Consider the following 16,755-nt stretch of genomic DNA (forward strand, 5'->3'; position numbering starts at 1 on the left):
TAAAAAATGGCAAATAGAATAGTAGTAGATCCTATTACAAGGATTGAAGGTCACTTAAGAGCAGAGGTAGAAATCACAGACGGAACCATCAGAGACGCATTCCTTTCATCAGGGATGGTACGTGGTTTAGAAAATATTGTAAAAGGCAGAAACCCAAAAGATGTTTGGGCTTTTGTACAAAGAACTTGTGGAGTATGTACTACTACCCACGCTATTGCTTCTATTAGAGCAGTAGAAAACGCATTAGGAATTAATGTACCGCCTAATGCAGAAATGGTGAGAAATATAATGCTAGGTTCATTATATGTGCATGATCATATTGTACACTTCTATCACCTTCATGCATTTGATTGGGTAGATGTAGTCAATGGTTTAAGTGCAGACCCTGTAAAAACATCACAATTAGCACAGTCTATCTCTAATTGGCCAAAATCCTCACCAGGATATTTTGCTGATTTACAAAAACGTTTGAAAAAATTTGTAGACAGCGGACAGTTAGGAATCTTTGCAAACGGATATTGGGGACACCCAGCTATGAAACTTCCACCAGAAGCGAATTTAATGGCAACAGCTCACTACCTTGAAGCTTTAGAATGGCAAAAAGAAATCGTAAAAATTCACGCTATTTTTGGAGGTAAAAATCCACACCCTAATTTCTTAGTAGGAGGAATGGCTTGTGCAATTAATGTAGATGATGCGAGCGGACTGAACGCTGAAAGATTAGCATTGGTTCAAAAATTATTAATCCAAGGAAAAGAATTTGTAGAACAAGTTTATCTTCCAGATTTATTAACGATTGCTAGTTTCTACAAAGATTGGGGCGCAATTGGTGGTTTCCATAATTTTATGGCATTCGGAGATTTCCCAATGGCTGGTTATGGAAATAAAGACATGAGTACCTACAAATTCCCAGCAGGTGTAATTCTTAATAAAGATTTATCTAAAGTACATGATGTAGATTTAGAAAATCTGAAAACAGTAGAAGAACACGTGAATAATTCTTGGTACGATTATACAGGTGATCCAAACGCTGGAAAACAACCATGGAGTGGAGAAACGAATATCAATTATACAGGTCCGAAACCTCCATATGAATTCTTAGATGTAGAAAATAAATACAGCTTTATCAAAACTCCTCGTTGGAAAGGTCAAGCGATGGAAGTAGGCCCATTAGCCAGAATGTTAGTTGGTTATGCATTAGGAAGAGAAGATTTCAAAGAAGTAGTAGATTCTGCATTAACGAAATTAGATGTTCCTGCAGAAGCATTATTCTCTACTTTAGGTAGAACAGCAGCTAGAGGTTTAGAAACTCAATTAGTAGCTCAGTGGAATTTAGAATTCTATGATAAATTAATTGAAAATATCAAAGGAGGTGATGAAAGAATGGCAAATATGGAGAAATGGGAAGTTTCTACATGGCCAGCCGAAGCCAAAGGTGTAGGTAGAGTAGAGGCTCCAAGAGGTGGATTAAGCCACTGGATTGTAATAAAAGATGGTAAAACAGAAAATTACCAACAAATTGTCCCTTCAACTTGGAATGCTTCACCACGTGATCCAAAAGGACAGCGCTCTCCTTACGAAAGTACTTTAATCAATACTCCAGTTGCAGACCCAGAACTTCCATTAGAAATCATTAGAACGATTCACTCTTTTGACCCATGTATTGCTTGTGCAGTGCATTTGTATGACGAAAAAGGAAATATCATCAAAGAAATTAATGACGTTTCTGTTTGTACCGTTTAATCTAAAAATATTTTAAAATGGAAAACACAACTCAAATTCAAGAAGGCGTTCCTATTAAAACGGTCACCTTCAGACGAGCGTACATTTGGCAATTGCCCGTTCGTTTTTTCCATTGGATTAATGGTTTTGCAATTACTTTTCTCATTATTACAGGGTTTTTAATCGCGAAACCTCCTGCAATTATGACTGCAAAAGAAGCGTCAGGACAATTTTGGATGGGACTAATCAGACAAGTACATTTCATAAGTGCTTATGCAATGGTTGCTGTAATGTTTATGAGAGTTTATTGGGCTTTTGTAGGAAACAGATTTGCCAATTGGAGACAGTTTGTGCCTTTTGATAAAAAAGGAAGAGAAAAAATGTGGCACGTAATCAAGTACGATATCTTTTTATTCAACGAAAAAGAATATAAGTTCACGAGCATTCCTATTGGTCATAATGCAGTTGCTGCAGCATCTTATTTGGTAATGTTCATTCTAGCTTTAGTGATGATTTTCACTGGGTTTGCATTATATGCACCAACTTCTACTTGGTTCTTCCCTAAGTTTTTTGCTTGGGCTACCTCGTTGATTACTACAGATGAATTTTTAATCAGAAGAATTCACCATATTGTAATGTGGGCATTTATATTGTTCATTGCAGTACATTTTTACCTAGTCTTATTCCACGATTGGTTAGAAGGTCGTGGTGAATCTTCGGCAATGGTAAGTGGTTACAAATTCGTAAGAAAGGAAAGATTCGAAGATTATAAAGAAGAGGAGAAACATTAATATTAAACTAAACCGAATTCCCTGAAATAATGATCATTTTCGGGGAATTTTTTGCCTCAAAAATTTAAAATTTTGAAAAATAATACAGAAACTTTCCAATATACCGTAGACGAATTTCATTCTGACGGAAATGACATTCTCATTTTGGGAATCGGGAATTATTTGATGGGAGACGAAGGAATTGGTGTTCAGTTTGTTAAAAATTTAGACACTTCTAGATTTCCAAAAAATATCAGTTTTTTAGATGGAGGAACTGGCGGTTTTTCACTTGTTCCCTACATCGAAAGTCATGAGCATGTGATTATTGTAGATGCCACGATGGACGGAAAAGAAGAAGGAACGATTACCCTTCTTACCCCTAAATTTTCAGATGATTTCCCCGTTTCGTTGAGCGGTCATAATTTTGGATTAAAAGACATGGTAGATATTCTTACTTTTATGGATAAAATGCCTAATATTTACCTTTTCACGGTTACCATTTCTAAAATGGAGCCCATGTATCTTGAGCTTTCACCAAAAGTAGCCGCGGCTATTCCAAAAGTAACCGAAATGGCTCTAGAATTAGTTCAAAAAATTAGAAAAAATTAAACGCTCATAGATTTCATAGAAATAAACAAGTCAATTTTAAATTTTTATTAAAATAATTTCATCTGTGAAAATCCGTGAAATCTGTTCGAACAAAATGAAAACTACCGAAATACATATATCAGGGCGAGTTCAAGGTGTAGGTTTTCGTCCTTTTATTTTCAATTTGGCTGAAGAATTTCAGTTGAAAGGCTACGTTTCTAATGATGAGTTGGGTGTAATCATCGTTTGTCAAGGTGAAAATTCTGAGCAATTTTTTAATGAAATTCACCATAGAAAACCGAAATCTTCCGAAATCATTTTTTCGGAAATCAAAGAAATTGAAACGGCAGAAATTTTTGATAATTTCTATATCAAACCTACCGAAAAAAACATTGTGGTAGATATTCCGTTAACGCCAGATTTTGCCACTTGCGAATCTTGTGAAACAGAACTTTTTGATGAGAAAAATCCTCGTTATTTTTATCCTTTTACCACTTGTACACAGTGCGGACCGAGATATTCCGTGACTAAGAAATTCCCTTTCGAAAGAGAAAACACAGCAATTGAAGTTTTTAAAATGTGCCCGAATTGTTTAGCAGAATACCAAAATCCAGAGGATGTAAGGTTTCATTCTCAAACCAATTCTTGTCCGAATTGTGGTATTCAAATTTGGTTAAAAGACAACCAAGGAAACGAATTTAAAGGCTCCAACAAAGAAATTTTCGAAAAATTAGCCAAAGAATTATCTCAAGGAAAAATCGTAGCACTCAAAAATACAGCAGGATATCTTTTAATGTGTGATGCTACCAATTCAGAAGCCATTTTAGAGTTGAGAAAAAGAAAACGCAGACCTACGAAACCTTTCGCCGTTTTATTTTCAGGAATTTCAACAATGAAGGAATATTTAGAAATTTCTGAATTGCAAATTCAGCATTTCAAATCCTCTGAAAGTCCTATAATTGTTACTAAAATTAAGGACAAAAAAGATTTGGCAATTGAAGAAATTTCACCGAATATGAATACGATTGGCGCGATGTTTCCGTATTCTGGAACGTTGAAGTTGATTTCGAAAACTTTCGGAAAACCACTCATCGCAACCAGTGGAAATTTCCATGGTTCGCCAATTTGCTCTACAACAGAAGAAGCTGAGCAAATTTTAGGTAAAATTGCAGATTATTTTTTGCATAATACATTAGAAATTCAGCATCCTCAAGACGATTCTGTGATTAAATTTTCTCCAAAACATCACCAGAAAATTGTTTTTCGTCGTTCCAGAGGTTTTGCGCCGAATTATTTCTTTGCCGAAGAACTTTCGGAACTCAATAAAGAGAAAAATAAAATTTTGAGTTTAGGTGGAGACTTGAAAAACACCTTTGCTATTGTTCCAAATAATCACGTTTATATTTCAGAATACATAGGCGATTTAGCGAATTTTGAAACCTACGAAAGATTTGAAAATACGGTAAAATCTTATCAAAAAATATTTAATTTTCAGCCAGAAATAATTCTTAAAGATTTACACCCAAAATATGAAAATCAAAATATAATTTCAAAATTTTCAAAAAAATCTGCTCAATCTGCGAGAATAGAAGAAATCCAACATCATAAAGCACATTTCGCCTCCATTTTAGGAGAAAAAAAGCTATGGAAAAAAGATAAAATTTTGGGCATTATTTGGGACGGAATTGGTTTCGGAACTTCTACAGAAATTTGGGGCGGAGAATTTTTCCTTTTTGAAAATCAAAAAATGGAAAGAGTGGCTCAACTCGAAAATTTCGCTTGGATTTTAAGCGATAAAATGTCTAAAACACCTAAAATTTCAGCACTTTCAATTTCAGGAAATAATGAAGATTTGAAATTTGCTTTTGATGAAAACGAATGGAAAATTTACACCAACTTAATTGAAAAATCAGAGATTAAAACTTCTTCTATGGGAAGGTTTTTTGATGCGGTTGCTTTTGTTTTAGGTTATGAAAAACCTTTGTTTTTTGAAGGAGAATCTGCAATGTGGCTGGAGAAAATTTCTCAAGATGCTTTTGATGAAAATGTAAAGTTGATTGATTATTTAGAAGAAGAAAATTTTGAAAATATTCCCACTAAAAAACTATTTTCAAGGATTTTAAAAGAAAAAATATCAGGAAAAAATTTGGGAGAAATCGGACTGAATTTTCATTATACTTTAATTAAAGCGATTGAAAAAATAGCAGAAGGTTTTGCTGTGAAAGAAATCGCTTTTTCTGGTGGAGTATGGCAAAATGCTTTGTTAGTAGATTTGGTAATAGAATTTTTGGGAGATAAATTTGAGCTTCATTTCCACGAAAAACTTTCACCAAATGACGAGAACATCAGTTTCGGACAATTGAATTATTACTTAAAGTTAAAATAATAAAATGAATACTGTCATTCTGAAAGAAATGAAATGTAGTGAAGAATCTAATGGTAAAAGATTCTTCATTTCGCTTTGCTGCATTCAGAATGACATTAAAAAAATTTAAAATTTCATAAATGGACATTTACGATTTATTAGGAAAAATAGACCACACCGAAGACGAAGACAAAGTATCTTATTCTGCAGGTGTTGTTTTGGCGATGAGCTTGAAAGATATGGGCTTTGAAGATATTAAATACGATGATTTTACGGAAGGAATGAAAACTGTTTTCAATAATGAAATGGGAAAAATTTCGCCAAAAAAATCTATTGATATTTTCAACAATTATGTGCTCTTGCTTCGTGGTGAAATGTTGCAAAAAAATGCAGATGAAGGACAAGCTTTTCTCGAAAAAAATAAAGAAAATCCTAAAATTACAGAATTAGAAAGCGGTTTGCAATACGAAATTTTGGTAGAAGGAAACGGAGCAGTTCCAAAAATAACCGATGAGGTAGAAGTAGAATATGAAGGTTATTTGCTAGATAAGCAGGTTTTTGATTCTACTAAAGATGTAGGTGCTCAAGTTTTTAGAATTTCAGAAATGATAGAAGGATGGAAAGATGTGTTGACTAAAATGCAAGAAGGTTCTCGTTGGAAAGTGTATATTCCGCCACATTTAGCTTATGGCGAAAACGGAGCGCCACCAATGATTCAACCGAATGCTACTTTGGTTTTTGTGATAGAACTGAATAAAATCATGTAAAATAATTTATTCACTATCTGGAATTTAATTATTTTAGTAACAATAATTTTTAAGAAAGTAACACGATGGCGCAAGTAAGATTTGGAGTGAGTTTAGACGAAGAAGTTTTGAAAGAATTAGACCAATTTGTTCTAGACAATCATTTGCCAAACCGTTCACAAGCGATTCGACACTTGGTAGAAAACCGAATTGTAGAAAAGAAATGGAAAGAAAATGATGTGGTTTCTGGTGCTATTGTGTTGCTTTTTGATCATCATAAAGGTGATGTAGGTGTAAAGATGAATGATATTCAGCATAAATTTTACAAAGAAATTCTTTCAGCACAACATTTTCATCTAGACCATGATAATTGCTTAGAAATTATTGCAGTTAAAGGAAACGCAAATCGTTTAACCGATTTAGCCAATAAATTAATTGGTTTAAAAGGGATTATTCATGGGAAATTGGTAACCAGTAAAATGATATAAACTAACCCTTTCAGAGTTTCAAACTCTGAAAGGGTTTTTAATTTGCAAAAAGTAACACGAAAATATAAAAAAGTAATACGGTATGAGGTTAAAAATCTTTCTTTTTTTATTAATTTTAATTTCAATTAATGAATTTTTTGCACAAAATTTAAAAGGAATTTATGTTTTAAATGAAATTACAAAAAAGCCAATTTCATCAGTATTAATAAGTGATTTTAATGATGGTTTTCAAGAATTTTCTGACGAAAATGGTTTTGTGAGTCTTCAAAATTTCAATTCGGAAAATCAAAAAATTTATGTTTCAGGAATTGGCTACGAAAAAGAAGAATTTGACTTAAATTCCATTAAAAAAGAGAAAGATTTTGGTTACATTTTTCTCAACCCAAAAATAGTGAGTATCGAAGAGATTCAATTGAAAAGTTCTGCAAAAAATAACATTTTCCAAACGATTTCAGAATTAGATATTCATCTTCGCCCGATTAACAATTCGCAAGAAATTTTGCGTTCTGTTCCAGGGCTTTTCATCGGTCAACACGCTGGAGGCGGAAAAGCGGAGCAGCTTTTTATTCGCGGTTTTGATGTAGATCACGGAACGGATGTTAATATTTCTGTGGACGGAATTCCTGTAAACATGGTTTCTCATGCTCACGGACAAGGTTATGCAGATTTGCATTTCGTGATTCCTGAATTTATTGATAAAGTAAATTTTGATAAAGGACCTTATTTTGCCGAAAAAGGAAATTTCACTACTGCTGGTTTTGTAGAATTTAAAACCAAAGATTTTCTGGAAAATAATTTTGCCAAATTAGAAGTTGGGCAATTCAAAACGTACCGTGGAGTTTTGGGTTTTAATCTTTTAAAAAACAACAAAGAAGTAAAAAATCAAAGTTTATTTTTAGCAACAGAAGCTTATTTCACAGACGGCTATTTTGAAAGTCCTCAAGATTTTAACCGTTTTAATGGAATGCTGAAATATCATGGAAAGTTGAATGATAATAATTTCTTAACAGCTTATTTCTCTGGACTTTCCAGTAAATGGAATGCTTCCGGGCAAATACCTGATAGAGCCGTAGATGATGGGACAATTGACTGGTTTGGTGCAATTGATGACAATGAAGGAGGCAAAACTTCTCGATATAATTTTAATGCGAATCTAAAATCGTATTTAAAAAATGGTGGGAAACTCACTAATCAGATTTTCTATTCTAAATACCTATTTGAGTTGTATTCCAACTTTACATTTTTCTTAAATGACCCAATTAATGGCGACCAAATTCGCCAAAAAGAAGATAGAAATTTGTACGGTTTTAATTCTACTTACGAAAAATCCACAAAAATTTTTGGTCTGAAATCTGAGACATTTGCAGGAATTCAATTGCGTTATGATGATGTAAATGATTTAGAACTTTCCAGAACCAAAGACAGAACCATCACTACAGAAGCTTTAAAATTTGGTGACGTAAATGAAATGAATTTGGGTGCTTTTTGGAGTCAAAAAATTGCTTTAAATCAAAATTTTGATATTACACCTTCCATCAGATTTGATTATTTTGATAATCAGTATAATGACAAACTTCTTCAGCAAAAACTAAAATCAAATTCCAATATTTTCAGTCCAAAATTAAGAATGAATTATCGTTTCAATGAAAATGTGCAATTGTATTCTTACTTTGGGAAAGGATTTCATAGCAATGACACCAGAGTTACAGTTTTAGAAAACGGCAAAAAGGTTTTACCACCAGCTTTGGGAGCTGATTTTGGTGGAGTTTTTAAAATTGGCAAAAAACTCATTCTTCAATCGGCGGTTTGGTATCTTTGGTTAGACCAAGAGTTTGTTTATGTTGGAGATGAAGCGGTGGTAGAAGAAGGTGGAAAAACCGAAAGAATGGGAATTGATATCACTGCTCGCTACGAAATTTATAAAAATTGGTTTGCAGATTTTAATTTAAGTATAGCGAAACCAAGAAGTTTAAATTTTCCTGCTGATGAAAATTTCATTCCTCTAGCTCCAAAATTAGTAAGCACAGGAGGAATTACCTACAGAAAACAAATGGGTTTCAACGGAAGTTTGCGTTACCGATTAATGGGAGATAGACCTGCAAATGAAGATAATTCTGTGGTGGCAAAAGGATACTTTGTTTGGGATGGAACGGTAAATTATACCACTAAAAAATGGGAATTGGGAGTTTCTGTTCAGAACATTTTTAATGTGAAATGGAAAGAAACCCAATTTGATACAGAAAGCAGATTGTATAACGAAATTCAGCCTGTTTCAGAGATTCACTTTACGCCAGGAACTCCGTTTTTTGGTAAATTAAGTTACACTTATTTCTTCTAAAAATGATTATCTTTGAAAGACATTGAATTTGAAGTATTTAAATAAAAAAGCATGAAATTTCTTACCGAATACCGCAATCCAGAACTCGTAAAGTTTTATTTAAACGAAATCGAAAAAATTGTTACAAAACCTTGGAATATCATGGAAATTTGTGGCGGACAAACCCATTCTTTAGTGAAAAACGGTTTGTTAGAACTACTTCCAGACAAAGTGAGAATGATTCACGGTCCTGGTTGCCCAGTTTGCGTTACCCCGATTTCGTTGATTGATAAAGCGGTAGCTTTAATGGAAAAAGGCGCCGTTTTATGTTCTTTTGGAGATATGGTAAGAGTTCCGGGAAGTGAAAAATCATTGCTTCAAGCCAAAGCTGATGGTGGAGATTTAAGGATTCTGTATTCTCCGTTAGAAGCTGTTCAAATTGCAGAGCAGAATCCTAATAAAGAAGTGGTATTCTTTGCTGTAGGTTTTGAAACTACCGCTCCAAGTAATGCTTTAAGCGTGGTTCATGCCCAAAAATTAGGTCTTAAAAATTTCTCACTTTTAGTTTCTCATGTTCTGGTTCCGCCTGCAATGGAAGCCATTTTAGATGATGAATTTTGCAATATTGATGCGTTTTTGGGAGCGGGTCATGTTTGTACCATTATGGGAACTTCAGAATATTTTCCTTTGGCCGAAAAATATAAAATACCGATTGTTATTTCAGGATTTGAACCTGCAGATTTGCTTAAAGCCATTTATCACGCTGTTTTGCAACTCGAAAAAGGCGAACATAAAGTAGAAAATTGCTACGAACGTTTGGTGAAAGACGAAGGAAATATTCCTGCTCAAAAAGTGGTCAACGAAATTTTTGAAATTGGAACTCAAGAATGGCGCGGAATTGGCGAAATCCCAAATTCTGGTTTAGTCATGAAAGAAAAGTACAAAGATTTTGATGCTTCTAAAAAATTTGACATTGAAAATTTAGAGAAAAAAGAAGAAAATCTTTGTATTGCTGGTGAAATCCTGAAAGGCATTAAAAAACCAGTTGAATGTCCGCATTTTGGGAAACTTTGCAATCCTGGGAATCCTTTAGGAGCACCAATGGTTTCTTCAGAGGGAGCTTGTGCAGCGTATTATCATTACAGTTAATAGAAGCGAGATTCAAGAAGTGAGATTTCAGATTTTTATTTAAAAAATTACATCTCATTTAATAATTATCTCATATCTAAAGTATCATATCTCAAATCTTAAAAATGTTTAAAATATTTCTTACCATCTATTCTGGCTTAGAGCATGCTTTTGAAGCCGACCATTTATTGGCGGTGAACACACTTGTTTCTCACCGCGAAAATCTGAAACAATCCATGAAAGATGGAATTTATTGGGGAATTGGTCATACCGCAACTATTTTTTTCATTGGAATTTTAATGATTGGATTTAAGTTTCAAATTGGGGAAGAAGTTTTTAAAAATTTTGAAGCAGGAGTAGGTGTTATGTTAATTATTTTGGGGCTTTACAGAGTTTTTAAACTCTTTTTTCCGAAAGAACACACTCATACTCATAACACTTCTAGAGCAGCTTTCGGCGTGGGATTAATTCACGGTTTGGCTGGGAGCGGAGCATTAGTAGTTTTGGTGATTTCTCAGATGAAAACACCTTTAGAAGGGTTGATGTACATTCTTATTTTCGGGTTAGGTTCTATTTTCGGGATGTTTTTAGCGGCGTATTTGTTTAGTATTCCTTATACCAAAAGTCTTTTGAAATCTAAAAAATTACAAGCCAGTTTGGTGATTATTTCCTCTATACTTTGTATCGTTTACGGCGGAAAAGTGGTGGTTGAAAATCTAGGGTTGCTTTAGAATTTGGGCAATCCCCAATTTGCAAAATTTCCAACACCCAAATCTTTGCAATTTTGCAAAAAGGGTCGGGCTTTCCGTTGCAATTCCTCACTCGCTTTCAGCGGTTGCGGGATTTTCACTGCAATCCCTATTGTGAAAAGAGATTTGATTATTATTTCATTATCGGCAATCAGTTTTTAATTTCTCAATTTTTTTATTTGCGGTAGAATCTATTCTTTTTTCATAATAGTAATACTTCTTTAAATCGTTATACGTTCCAATAAAAAATTCTGAATTACCATTTGAATATGTTCTTCCCGCATAAAAAATTGCTAATTTATCTCTAGGAGGTTCTTTTTTATTTTTTTCTAACGTCCATTCTTCATTGAAATCTTGTACCATTAACTCTTCAATTTTCACTCTTTTTTCATTATCAATAATATAAAATTTTTGATTTATAAATCCTTGTTCATCTTTAAATTGAGTTAAAAGAACGCCATCGTTTGGAATCTCATAAACTCGTGAATCTTCTTCGTATTTTATTGGAGTTCCACATTTATGATTATAAGAAATATAAACAAAACCTCTATAGTTTTTTGGAATCAAAAAAATTTCTGGTTCAATAGTATTTATTTTCTTCCAAATTAAAATGCATATAGGAACTATTATAATTGGAAGAATTGAAAATACAATTTTTTTTAAAGAATTATAATTAGTAAACCATAAGATTGTAATTAAAATTATTAGACTTATTATTGGTAAAAAATAGAAGTATAATAATCCTGGCAAAAAACCAATTATCAAGGAATTTGTTATTATTAGAGTTAATATGAAAATTTTAAAAATATCTTTATTAATCATATTGTAAATAGTAATATTGATATTTTACAAAACAAAATGTTTCGGCAAATTATGCAACAATTCCGTATTGATAATTTCTGCACAAATCGTGGGTTTTTCCCAATGTCCATTATGTCCGCAATCAAGAACATACGTTTTGATGTTGGTCTTTTCAGGGATTATTTTAAGAAGATTTTCGGTTTTTACAGCATTGTCATATTTCCCAGTAATGATGAGGATTTTTGCATCTAAATTTTCTAAAATTTCAGTTCGGTCTGGTCTTTCTGCCATTCCTAATTGAGCGGCTTTTACGCCTTCTTTATTGGTAGATTTTGCAATGTTTTTCGCCAATTCTATTTTGCCTTCTAAAATATCTTTTTCATTATTGCTAAAAAGATTTGGGATAGAAGTTTTGACGAAAGTCTCAAAATTTTCATCAATTACTGCAATACTTCTTTTACGGATTTGCTTTTTTTCGTCATCATCTGCAACTGTAGTCGAAAAAAATAAAGTCATACTTTCTAAAATTTCAGGAAATTTTTCTGCAAAAGCCAGAGAAACATAACCTCCTAAAGAATGTCCTAGCAAATTGATTTTCTCTAATTTTAGAGCATCAATTACTTCTTTTACTTTTTCTGCCATCAATTCTACGGTGTGTATTTCTTGATAAACTTTAGATTTTCCATGGCCGGGTAAATCTATTTTAATCAGTGTGAAATCTTTAGAAAGATGAGCTTCCATTTCTTCCCAAATGGTCGTGTTTTCCATAAAACCATGAAGTAAAACCAATGGTTTTTTGCCGTTTCCTGAAATTTCGTGATGTAGCATAATTTTTAATTTTTTAGATGAGAGATTTGAGATACGAGATTAAAGATTTCAAATTTTTCAACCTTTACCTTTACCTTTACCTTTACCTTTACCTCAATTTATTTCCAAATATCGATGTAATCTACAAAACCTTGAGCGTTTATTTTCTGTTGAAGTCTAAAGAACTCTCCTTTTCCTTCATCTCTGAATGTATTGCTGTTGCTCTTAGATTCTGTTTTACCATTGATGGTTTGTGTGATTTTTCCGTAGAAATTAATGTGTTTTGGCGATACTCTATCAGCTTTTCCGTCAATGATGAGGATGTTTTTTCCAGATTTTGCATTTCCTTTTACTTCGTAACCATCACTCATAATTTTTGTGAAATTCACGGTTCCAGTTAATGAAACGCCATCATCAGATACGAAAGTAAGTTTATGTTTTCCGCTTAAATCACTGTAATTATTTTTGTTGTTCAATGCTCTGATGCTGTCATTGTATTTCATTCTCACCGCATTGATGGAATCAATAATCTTAGTGCTGTCTATATCTTTAGCATTATTTTCTGCGGTTTTGTTGCACGAGAAAGCGATTAGAATCAAAGGAATAAAAAATAGTTTCTTCATGGTTATCTAATTAATTTGTATTGATTGAATACAAATTTAAACCAAACTTTTTATTCTGCCGATACTTACTTCAAAAATTCTAAAACAGCGTAAAGTGAAATGCTAGAAATGAATATCCAAAGGATAATTCCTAAAAGAAGAGGCTTGACACCTATATTTTTGAGATTTTGTAGAGATAATCCTGCTCCAATTAAGAAAAGAGCAACCTTGAGTGTGTCTCTGGAAATTTCAGAAATGATAGAATTGAAATTTTGTAAAAAAGGAAGATAAGTTCCTGCTAAAATCGCTAAAACAAAGAAACCAATGAAATAAGGAATCTTAATTTTCCCTTCACTTTTGGTAAAAATAGAAATAAGAAAAGCCAACGGAATAATCCATAAAGCTCTTGCTAATTTTACGGTGGTGGCAATCTGTAATGCTTCGTTGCCATATTTACTGGCAGCGCCAACTACAGAACTTGTATCGTGAATGGCGATAGCGCTCCAAATTCCAAATTGATTTTGACTTAAATTAAAAAAATGCCCAATTTCTGGGAAAATAAAAAGTGCAACAGCATTCAAGACAAAAACAATTCCTAAAGCTACAGAAGTTTGTTTGCTATTGGCTTTTAAAATGGGTGCAACTGCTGCAATGGCGCTTCCTCCACAGATTGCGGTTCCTGCAGAAATGAGTTGAGCAATGGTTTTGTCAATTTTTAAAATTTTGGCTAAAAATAAGCCGAAAATCATGACCAAAGCAATCGTAGAAACGGTAAAAAGAAAACCTTGACTTCCTGCTTCTATTGCGGTGTTCAGGTTAATGCCGAAACCTAATCCTACAATAGAATATTGCAATAATTTTTTGACAAAAGTATCTGTCTCTAGAACTTTTCCGAATATATTCACAAAAAGAATTCCGAATAATAAAGCAATTGGCGGAGAAATTAGGGGTGAAAAAGATAAAACAGCGAGTGCTAAAAAGAGAAGTTGAAGAAGTAATTTTTTTTGAAGCATGTTTTTTCTGAATTATCGATTGCGAAAATATTCAAAACCAAAATTTGCTATTGTAACTTTTGTTACATAAGAACTCTCGCTAATGAAATAGTTTTGTAAAAAATAGAAAAAAAATGAAAAAGTTAATATCAATATTGAGTTTTGGAGCTTTAGTTATTATAGGAACACAGTGTTCTTCTCCTAAACCAGCAGAAAGTAATGCTCAAACTGAAGCCCAAAAAGAAGTTTCAATTAAAGAACAAGTTGCAAACGGAGCATTTTTAGTAGATGTAAGAACGCCACAAGAATTTGCAGAAGGAAGTGTAAAAGGAGCCGTGAATATTCCGCTTGATGAAGTAGAAAGTAGATTGAATGAATTCAAAGGAAAACCATCTGTAATTGTTTTTTGTAGAACTGGAAACAGAAGCAGCCAAGCAAAAGCGATTCTAGAATATAACGGAATAAAAAATGTAACCAACGGAATCAATACCAAAACGGTAAACGAAGAATTGGCTAAATAAAATGTTCTAAAGAATTTAATTATAAAAAAAGCTTTCAAAATTTTGAAAGCTTTCTTTTTTATCCATGAAATGATGATTTTATTTCTGTTTTTTATAAAACTCGATTCCACATTCTAAGAATTTTTTGAAATCTTCTTTCGGCATATAACCAGAAACAGGAGTGTTAATCACTTTTTCTTCTGGAGTTACCAAAACGTAATGCGGTTGAGAATTATTATTAAAATTCACTTGTTGGAACATACTCCATTTATCTCCGATGGTTTTAATGCGTTTCATTTGTCCGTTTCCTAAATCTACTTTGGTTTGTTCTGCTTCTGGCAATTCTTCTTTGTCGTCTACATAAAGAGAAGCGAGAATAACCTCGTTTTGTAAAGTAGGTAAAATGTCTGGTTCGCTCCACACAAATTCTTCCATTTTTCTACAGTTTTCGCAACCATAACCTGTGAAATCTATTAAAACGGGCTTGTTTTCTTTCTTTGCCAATGCTATTGCTTTGAAATAATCATGTTCTGGATGCATTCCCAGAATTCCGTCTTTTTCATCATGGAGATAGCTCACATTAATTGGAGGCAAAATTCCTGAAAGCATTTGTAATTTTGGTCTTTCTGCAGGAACTAATCCTTGAACTAAATAAACCAAAAATCCAATTCCTAAAACTCCAAAGATTTTTCTAGTGATAGAAATTTTTTGGTTTTTATCATCGTGTGGAAATCTGATTTTTCCAAATAAATAAAGCACTAAACCGATGGTGATGATAATCCAAATCGCGATGAAAAGTTCACGTTTTAGTAAGAATGTTTTGGAAACTAAATCTGCTTTTGACAAAAATTTCAATGCTAAAGCTAATTCTACGAATCCTAGAACTACTTTTACGGTATTCATCCAACCGCCAGATTTTGGTAAACTTTGTAACGCTTGTGGAAATAATGCCAATAATCCGAAAACGATTGCCCAACTTAAACCAAATCCTGCTAAAGCAAAAGTTAATAACATCGGAACGTTTGCAGAACCCGTAACAGCGCTTCCTAATAAACTTCCTAAAATTGGTCCAGTACAAGAAAATGAAACAATGACCAGGGTTAAAGCCATAAAAAAAATCCCGATGATTCCTCCTGCTTCTTCCGCTTTTGAAGATTTATTGGCGATAGAACTTGGCAAAGTAATATCATAATATCCGAAGAAACTTCCTGCGAAGAATAAGAATATCAAGAAAAATGCAATATTTAAGCTTACTGATGTAGAAATTTGGTTGAAAATGTTTCCCGCAATTCCATCAATAATGTGAAACGGAACGCTCAATAAAACGAAGATTAAAAGAATAAAAAATCCGTAAATAAATGCGTCTCTTTTTCCTTTTGATTTGTCTTTTTGCCCTTTGGTAAAAAATGAAACCGTCAATGGAATCATTGGGAAAACGCAAGGCGTTAACAAAGCGATTAATCCACCTAAAAATCCTAAAAATAAATAAGTGAGGTAGTTTTCAGATTTTTTTTCTTTTGCTACTCCACAGTCTGTTAAAGGATTTTCGAAATCTAATGAAGAAACCTTTAAACCTTCTTGTTGAGGAGCAATTTCTGTATTTTCAGTTGTTGCAGGAATTGTAGAGGCTACAGATTTTGCTGAATCTACATTTTGTACATTTTCTTTGTTGTCCTCAGTTTTTACAACTGCTGAACTTTCTATCGTTTTTTCAAATTCTAAAGATTCAGGAGCTAGACAAACTCTGTCATCACAAGTTTGATACGTAAACTCTGCGATTACATTGGCTGGTTTTTCAGGATTTTTGAGTTTAAATTTTTGCTTAATTGTCACATTTCCAGATAAGAAAATCAAATCTGTACCAAAAGCTTCAGAAAATTCAGTTTTTCTGCTACCTATTTCTACAGGTTTTCCAATCAGTTGAATATCTTTAGAATTTAGTTTTAATTCTGTGGGAATCGCTCCAGATTCTGGATCAATATCTTTAGAGTAAATATGCCATCCTTTGTCAATATTAGCGGTAATTACTGCTTCGTATTCGTTATTTGGGAGTGATTTTACATCGTATTTTATCGTGACGTGTTTCTGAATTTGTGCAGAGAACAATGAGGTAATAGCGATAAAAAGTAAAAGCAAAAACTTCTTCATTATTTAATTTTTAGAGGTACAAAAATATAAAA

At 33.0% G+C, this 16,755-nt stretch carries 15 protein-coding genes; 10 read left to right on the plus strand and 5 right to left on the minus strand.

Annotation, left to right across the window (positions count from 1 at the left end; all coding sequences use genetic code 11):
- The first annotated feature begins 6 nt into the window (after positions 1 to 6).
- From C3729_RS09530 to C3729_RS09570, 9 genes are all read left to right on the plus strand, one after another.
- Complete coding sequence (locus C3729_RS09530; protein WP_104793921.1) at positions 7 to 1,743, plus strand: nickel-dependent hydrogenase large subunit; 1,737 nt, start codon at positions 7 to 9, stop codon at positions 1,741 to 1,743.
- Positions 1,744 to 1,760: 17 nt separating this feature from the next.
- On the plus strand, positions 1,761 to 2,513 hold the full coding sequence (gene cybH, locus C3729_RS09535; RefSeq protein WP_104793922.1) for a Ni/Fe-hydrogenase, b-type cytochrome subunit: 753 nt from the start codon (positions 1,761 to 1,763) through the stop codon (positions 2,511 to 2,513).
- Positions 2,514 to 2,585: 72 nt separating this feature from the next.
- Positions 2,586 to 3,101 (plus strand): HyaD/HybD family hydrogenase maturation endopeptidase, encoded by a 516-nt coding sequence (locus C3729_RS09540; RefSeq protein ID WP_260204511.1) that lies wholly within the window; start codon positions 2,586 to 2,588, stop codon positions 3,099 to 3,101.
- Between the two features lie 94 nt (positions 3,102 to 3,195).
- A complete protein-coding gene (gene hypF, locus C3729_RS09545; RefSeq protein WP_104793923.1) occupies positions 3,196 to 5,466 on the plus strand; it encodes a carbamoyltransferase HypF in 2,271 nt (756 codons plus the stop codon).
- Between the two features lie 119 nt (positions 5,467 to 5,585).
- A complete protein-coding gene (locus C3729_RS09550) occupies positions 5,586 to 6,212 on the plus strand; it encodes an FKBP-type peptidyl-prolyl cis-trans isomerase (RefSeq protein WP_104793924.1) in 627 nt (208 codons plus the stop codon).
- 65 nt (positions 6,213 to 6,277) lie between these two features.
- The gene (nikR, locus tag C3729_RS09555; protein WP_104793925.1) at positions 6,278 to 6,679 is read left to right on the plus strand and encodes a nickel-responsive transcriptional regulator NikR; all 402 of its coding nucleotides are present in this window, start codon (positions 6,278 to 6,280) and stop codon (positions 6,677 to 6,679) included.
- 82 nt (positions 6,680 to 6,761) lie between these two features.
- Complete coding sequence (locus C3729_RS09560; RefSeq protein ID WP_104793926.1) at positions 6,762 to 9,017, plus strand: TonB-dependent receptor; 2,256 nt, start codon at positions 6,762 to 6,764, stop codon at positions 9,015 to 9,017.
- A gap of 51 nt (positions 9,018 to 9,068) precedes the next feature.
- On the plus strand, positions 9,069 to 10,145 hold the full coding sequence (gene hypD / locus C3729_RS09565) for a hydrogenase formation protein HypD (RefSeq protein WP_104793927.1): 1,077 nt from the start codon (positions 9,069 to 9,071) through the stop codon (positions 10,143 to 10,145).
- A gap of 104 nt (positions 10,146 to 10,249) precedes the next feature.
- Positions 10,250 to 10,855, plus strand: coding sequence for an urease accessory protein (locus C3729_RS09570; RefSeq protein ID WP_104793928.1), 606 nt, complete (start codon positions 10,250 to 10,252; stop codon positions 10,853 to 10,855).
- A gap of 159 nt (positions 10,856 to 11,014) precedes the next feature.
- Here C3729_RS09570 and C3729_RS09575 read toward each other — a convergent pair whose 3' ends face one another.
- The 4 genes from C3729_RS09575 to C3729_RS09590 form a co-directional block, all read right to left on the minus strand.
- Complete coding sequence (locus tag C3729_RS09575; protein WP_104793929.1) at positions 11,015 to 11,695, minus strand: DUF6843 domain-containing protein; 681 nt, start codon at positions 11,693 to 11,695, stop codon at positions 11,015 to 11,017.
- 24 nt (positions 11,696 to 11,719) lie between these two features.
- Positions 11,720 to 12,502 (minus strand): alpha/beta fold hydrolase, encoded by a 783-nt coding sequence (locus C3729_RS09580; RefSeq protein ID WP_104793930.1) that lies wholly within the window; start codon positions 12,500 to 12,502, stop codon positions 11,720 to 11,722.
- Positions 12,503 to 12,600: 98 nt separating this feature from the next.
- Positions 12,601 to 13,104 carry a hypothetical protein gene (locus C3729_RS09585; protein ID WP_104793931.1) on the minus strand — a complete coding sequence of 168 codons (504 nt, stop codon included), beginning with the start codon at positions 13,102 to 13,104 and terminating at the stop codon, positions 12,601 to 12,603.
- A 65-nt stretch (positions 13,105 to 13,169) separates the two neighbouring features.
- Positions 13,170 to 14,096: a YeiH family protein gene (locus C3729_RS09590; protein ID WP_104793932.1), complete on the minus strand. Its 927-nt coding sequence runs from the start codon at positions 14,094 to 14,096 to the stop codon at positions 13,170 to 13,172.
- Positions 14,097 to 14,209: 113 nt separating this feature from the next.
- On the opposite strand from C3729_RS09590, the gene C3729_RS09595 reads away from it, so the two are divergent.
- Entirely contained in the window at positions 14,210 to 14,596 is a 387-nt protein-coding gene (locus tag C3729_RS09595) for a rhodanese-like domain-containing protein (RefSeq protein WP_104793933.1), read from the plus strand.
- A 78-nt stretch (positions 14,597 to 14,674) separates the two neighbouring features.
- Here C3729_RS09595 and C3729_RS09600 read toward each other — a convergent pair whose 3' ends face one another.
- Positions 14,675 to 16,723: a protein-disulfide reductase DsbD family protein gene (locus tag C3729_RS09600; protein ID WP_104793934.1), complete on the minus strand. Its 2,049-nt coding sequence runs from the start codon at positions 16,721 to 16,723 to the stop codon at positions 14,675 to 14,677.
- Positions 16,724 to 16,755 lie beyond the last annotated feature (32 nt).

Origin of the sequence: Cloacibacterium normanense (assembly GCF_002943105.1) — a bacterium.
Classification (GTDB): Bacteria; Bacteroidota; Bacteroidia; order Flavobacteriales; family Weeksellaceae; genus Cloacibacterium.

Coding starts and splice junctions, on each gene's coding strand:
- C3729_RS09530 (WP_104793921.1), top strand. CDS start 7: ATGGCAAATAGAATAGTAGTAGATCCTATTACAAGGATTGAAGGTCAC.
- cybH (WP_104793922.1), top strand. CDS start 1,761: ATGGAAAACACAACTCAAATTCAAGAAGGCGTTCCTATTAAAACGGTC.
- hypF (WP_104793923.1), top strand. CDS start 3,196: ATGAAAACTACCGAAATACATATATCAGGGCGAGTTCAAGGTGTAGGT.
- C3729_RS09550 (WP_104793924.1), top strand. CDS start 5,586: ATGGACATTTACGATTTATTAGGAAAAATAGACCACACCGAAGACGAA.
- nikR (WP_104793925.1), top strand. CDS start 6,278: ATGGCGCAAGTAAGATTTGGAGTGAGTTTAGACGAAGAAGTTTTGAAA.
- C3729_RS09560 (WP_104793926.1), top strand. CDS start 6,762: ATGAGGTTAAAAATCTTTCTTTTTTTATTAATTTTAATTTCAATTAAT.
- hypD (WP_104793927.1), top strand. CDS start 9,069: ATGAAATTTCTTACCGAATACCGCAATCCAGAACTCGTAAAGTTTTAT.
- C3729_RS09570 (WP_104793928.1), top strand. CDS start 10,250: ATGTTTAAAATATTTCTTACCATCTATTCTGGCTTAGAGCATGCTTTT.
- C3729_RS09575 (WP_104793929.1), bottom strand. CDS start 11,695: ATGATTAATAAAGATATTTTTAAAATTTTCATATTAACTCTAATAATA.
- C3729_RS09580 (WP_104793930.1), bottom strand. CDS start 12,502: ATGCTACATCACGAAATTTCAGGAAACGGCAAAAAACCATTGGTTTTA.
- C3729_RS09585 (WP_104793931.1), bottom strand. CDS start 13,104: ATGAAGAAACTATTTTTTATTCCTTTGATTCTAATCGCTTTCTCGTGC.
- C3729_RS09590 (WP_104793932.1), bottom strand. CDS start 14,096: ATGCTTCAAAAAAAATTACTTCTTCAACTTCTCTTTTTAGCACTCGCT.
- C3729_RS09595 (WP_104793933.1), top strand. CDS start 14,210: ATGAAAAAGTTAATATCAATATTGAGTTTTGGAGCTTTAGTTATTATA.
- C3729_RS09600 (WP_104793934.1), bottom strand. CDS start 16,723: ATGAAGAAGTTTTTGCTTTTACTTTTTATCGCTATTACCTCATTGTTC.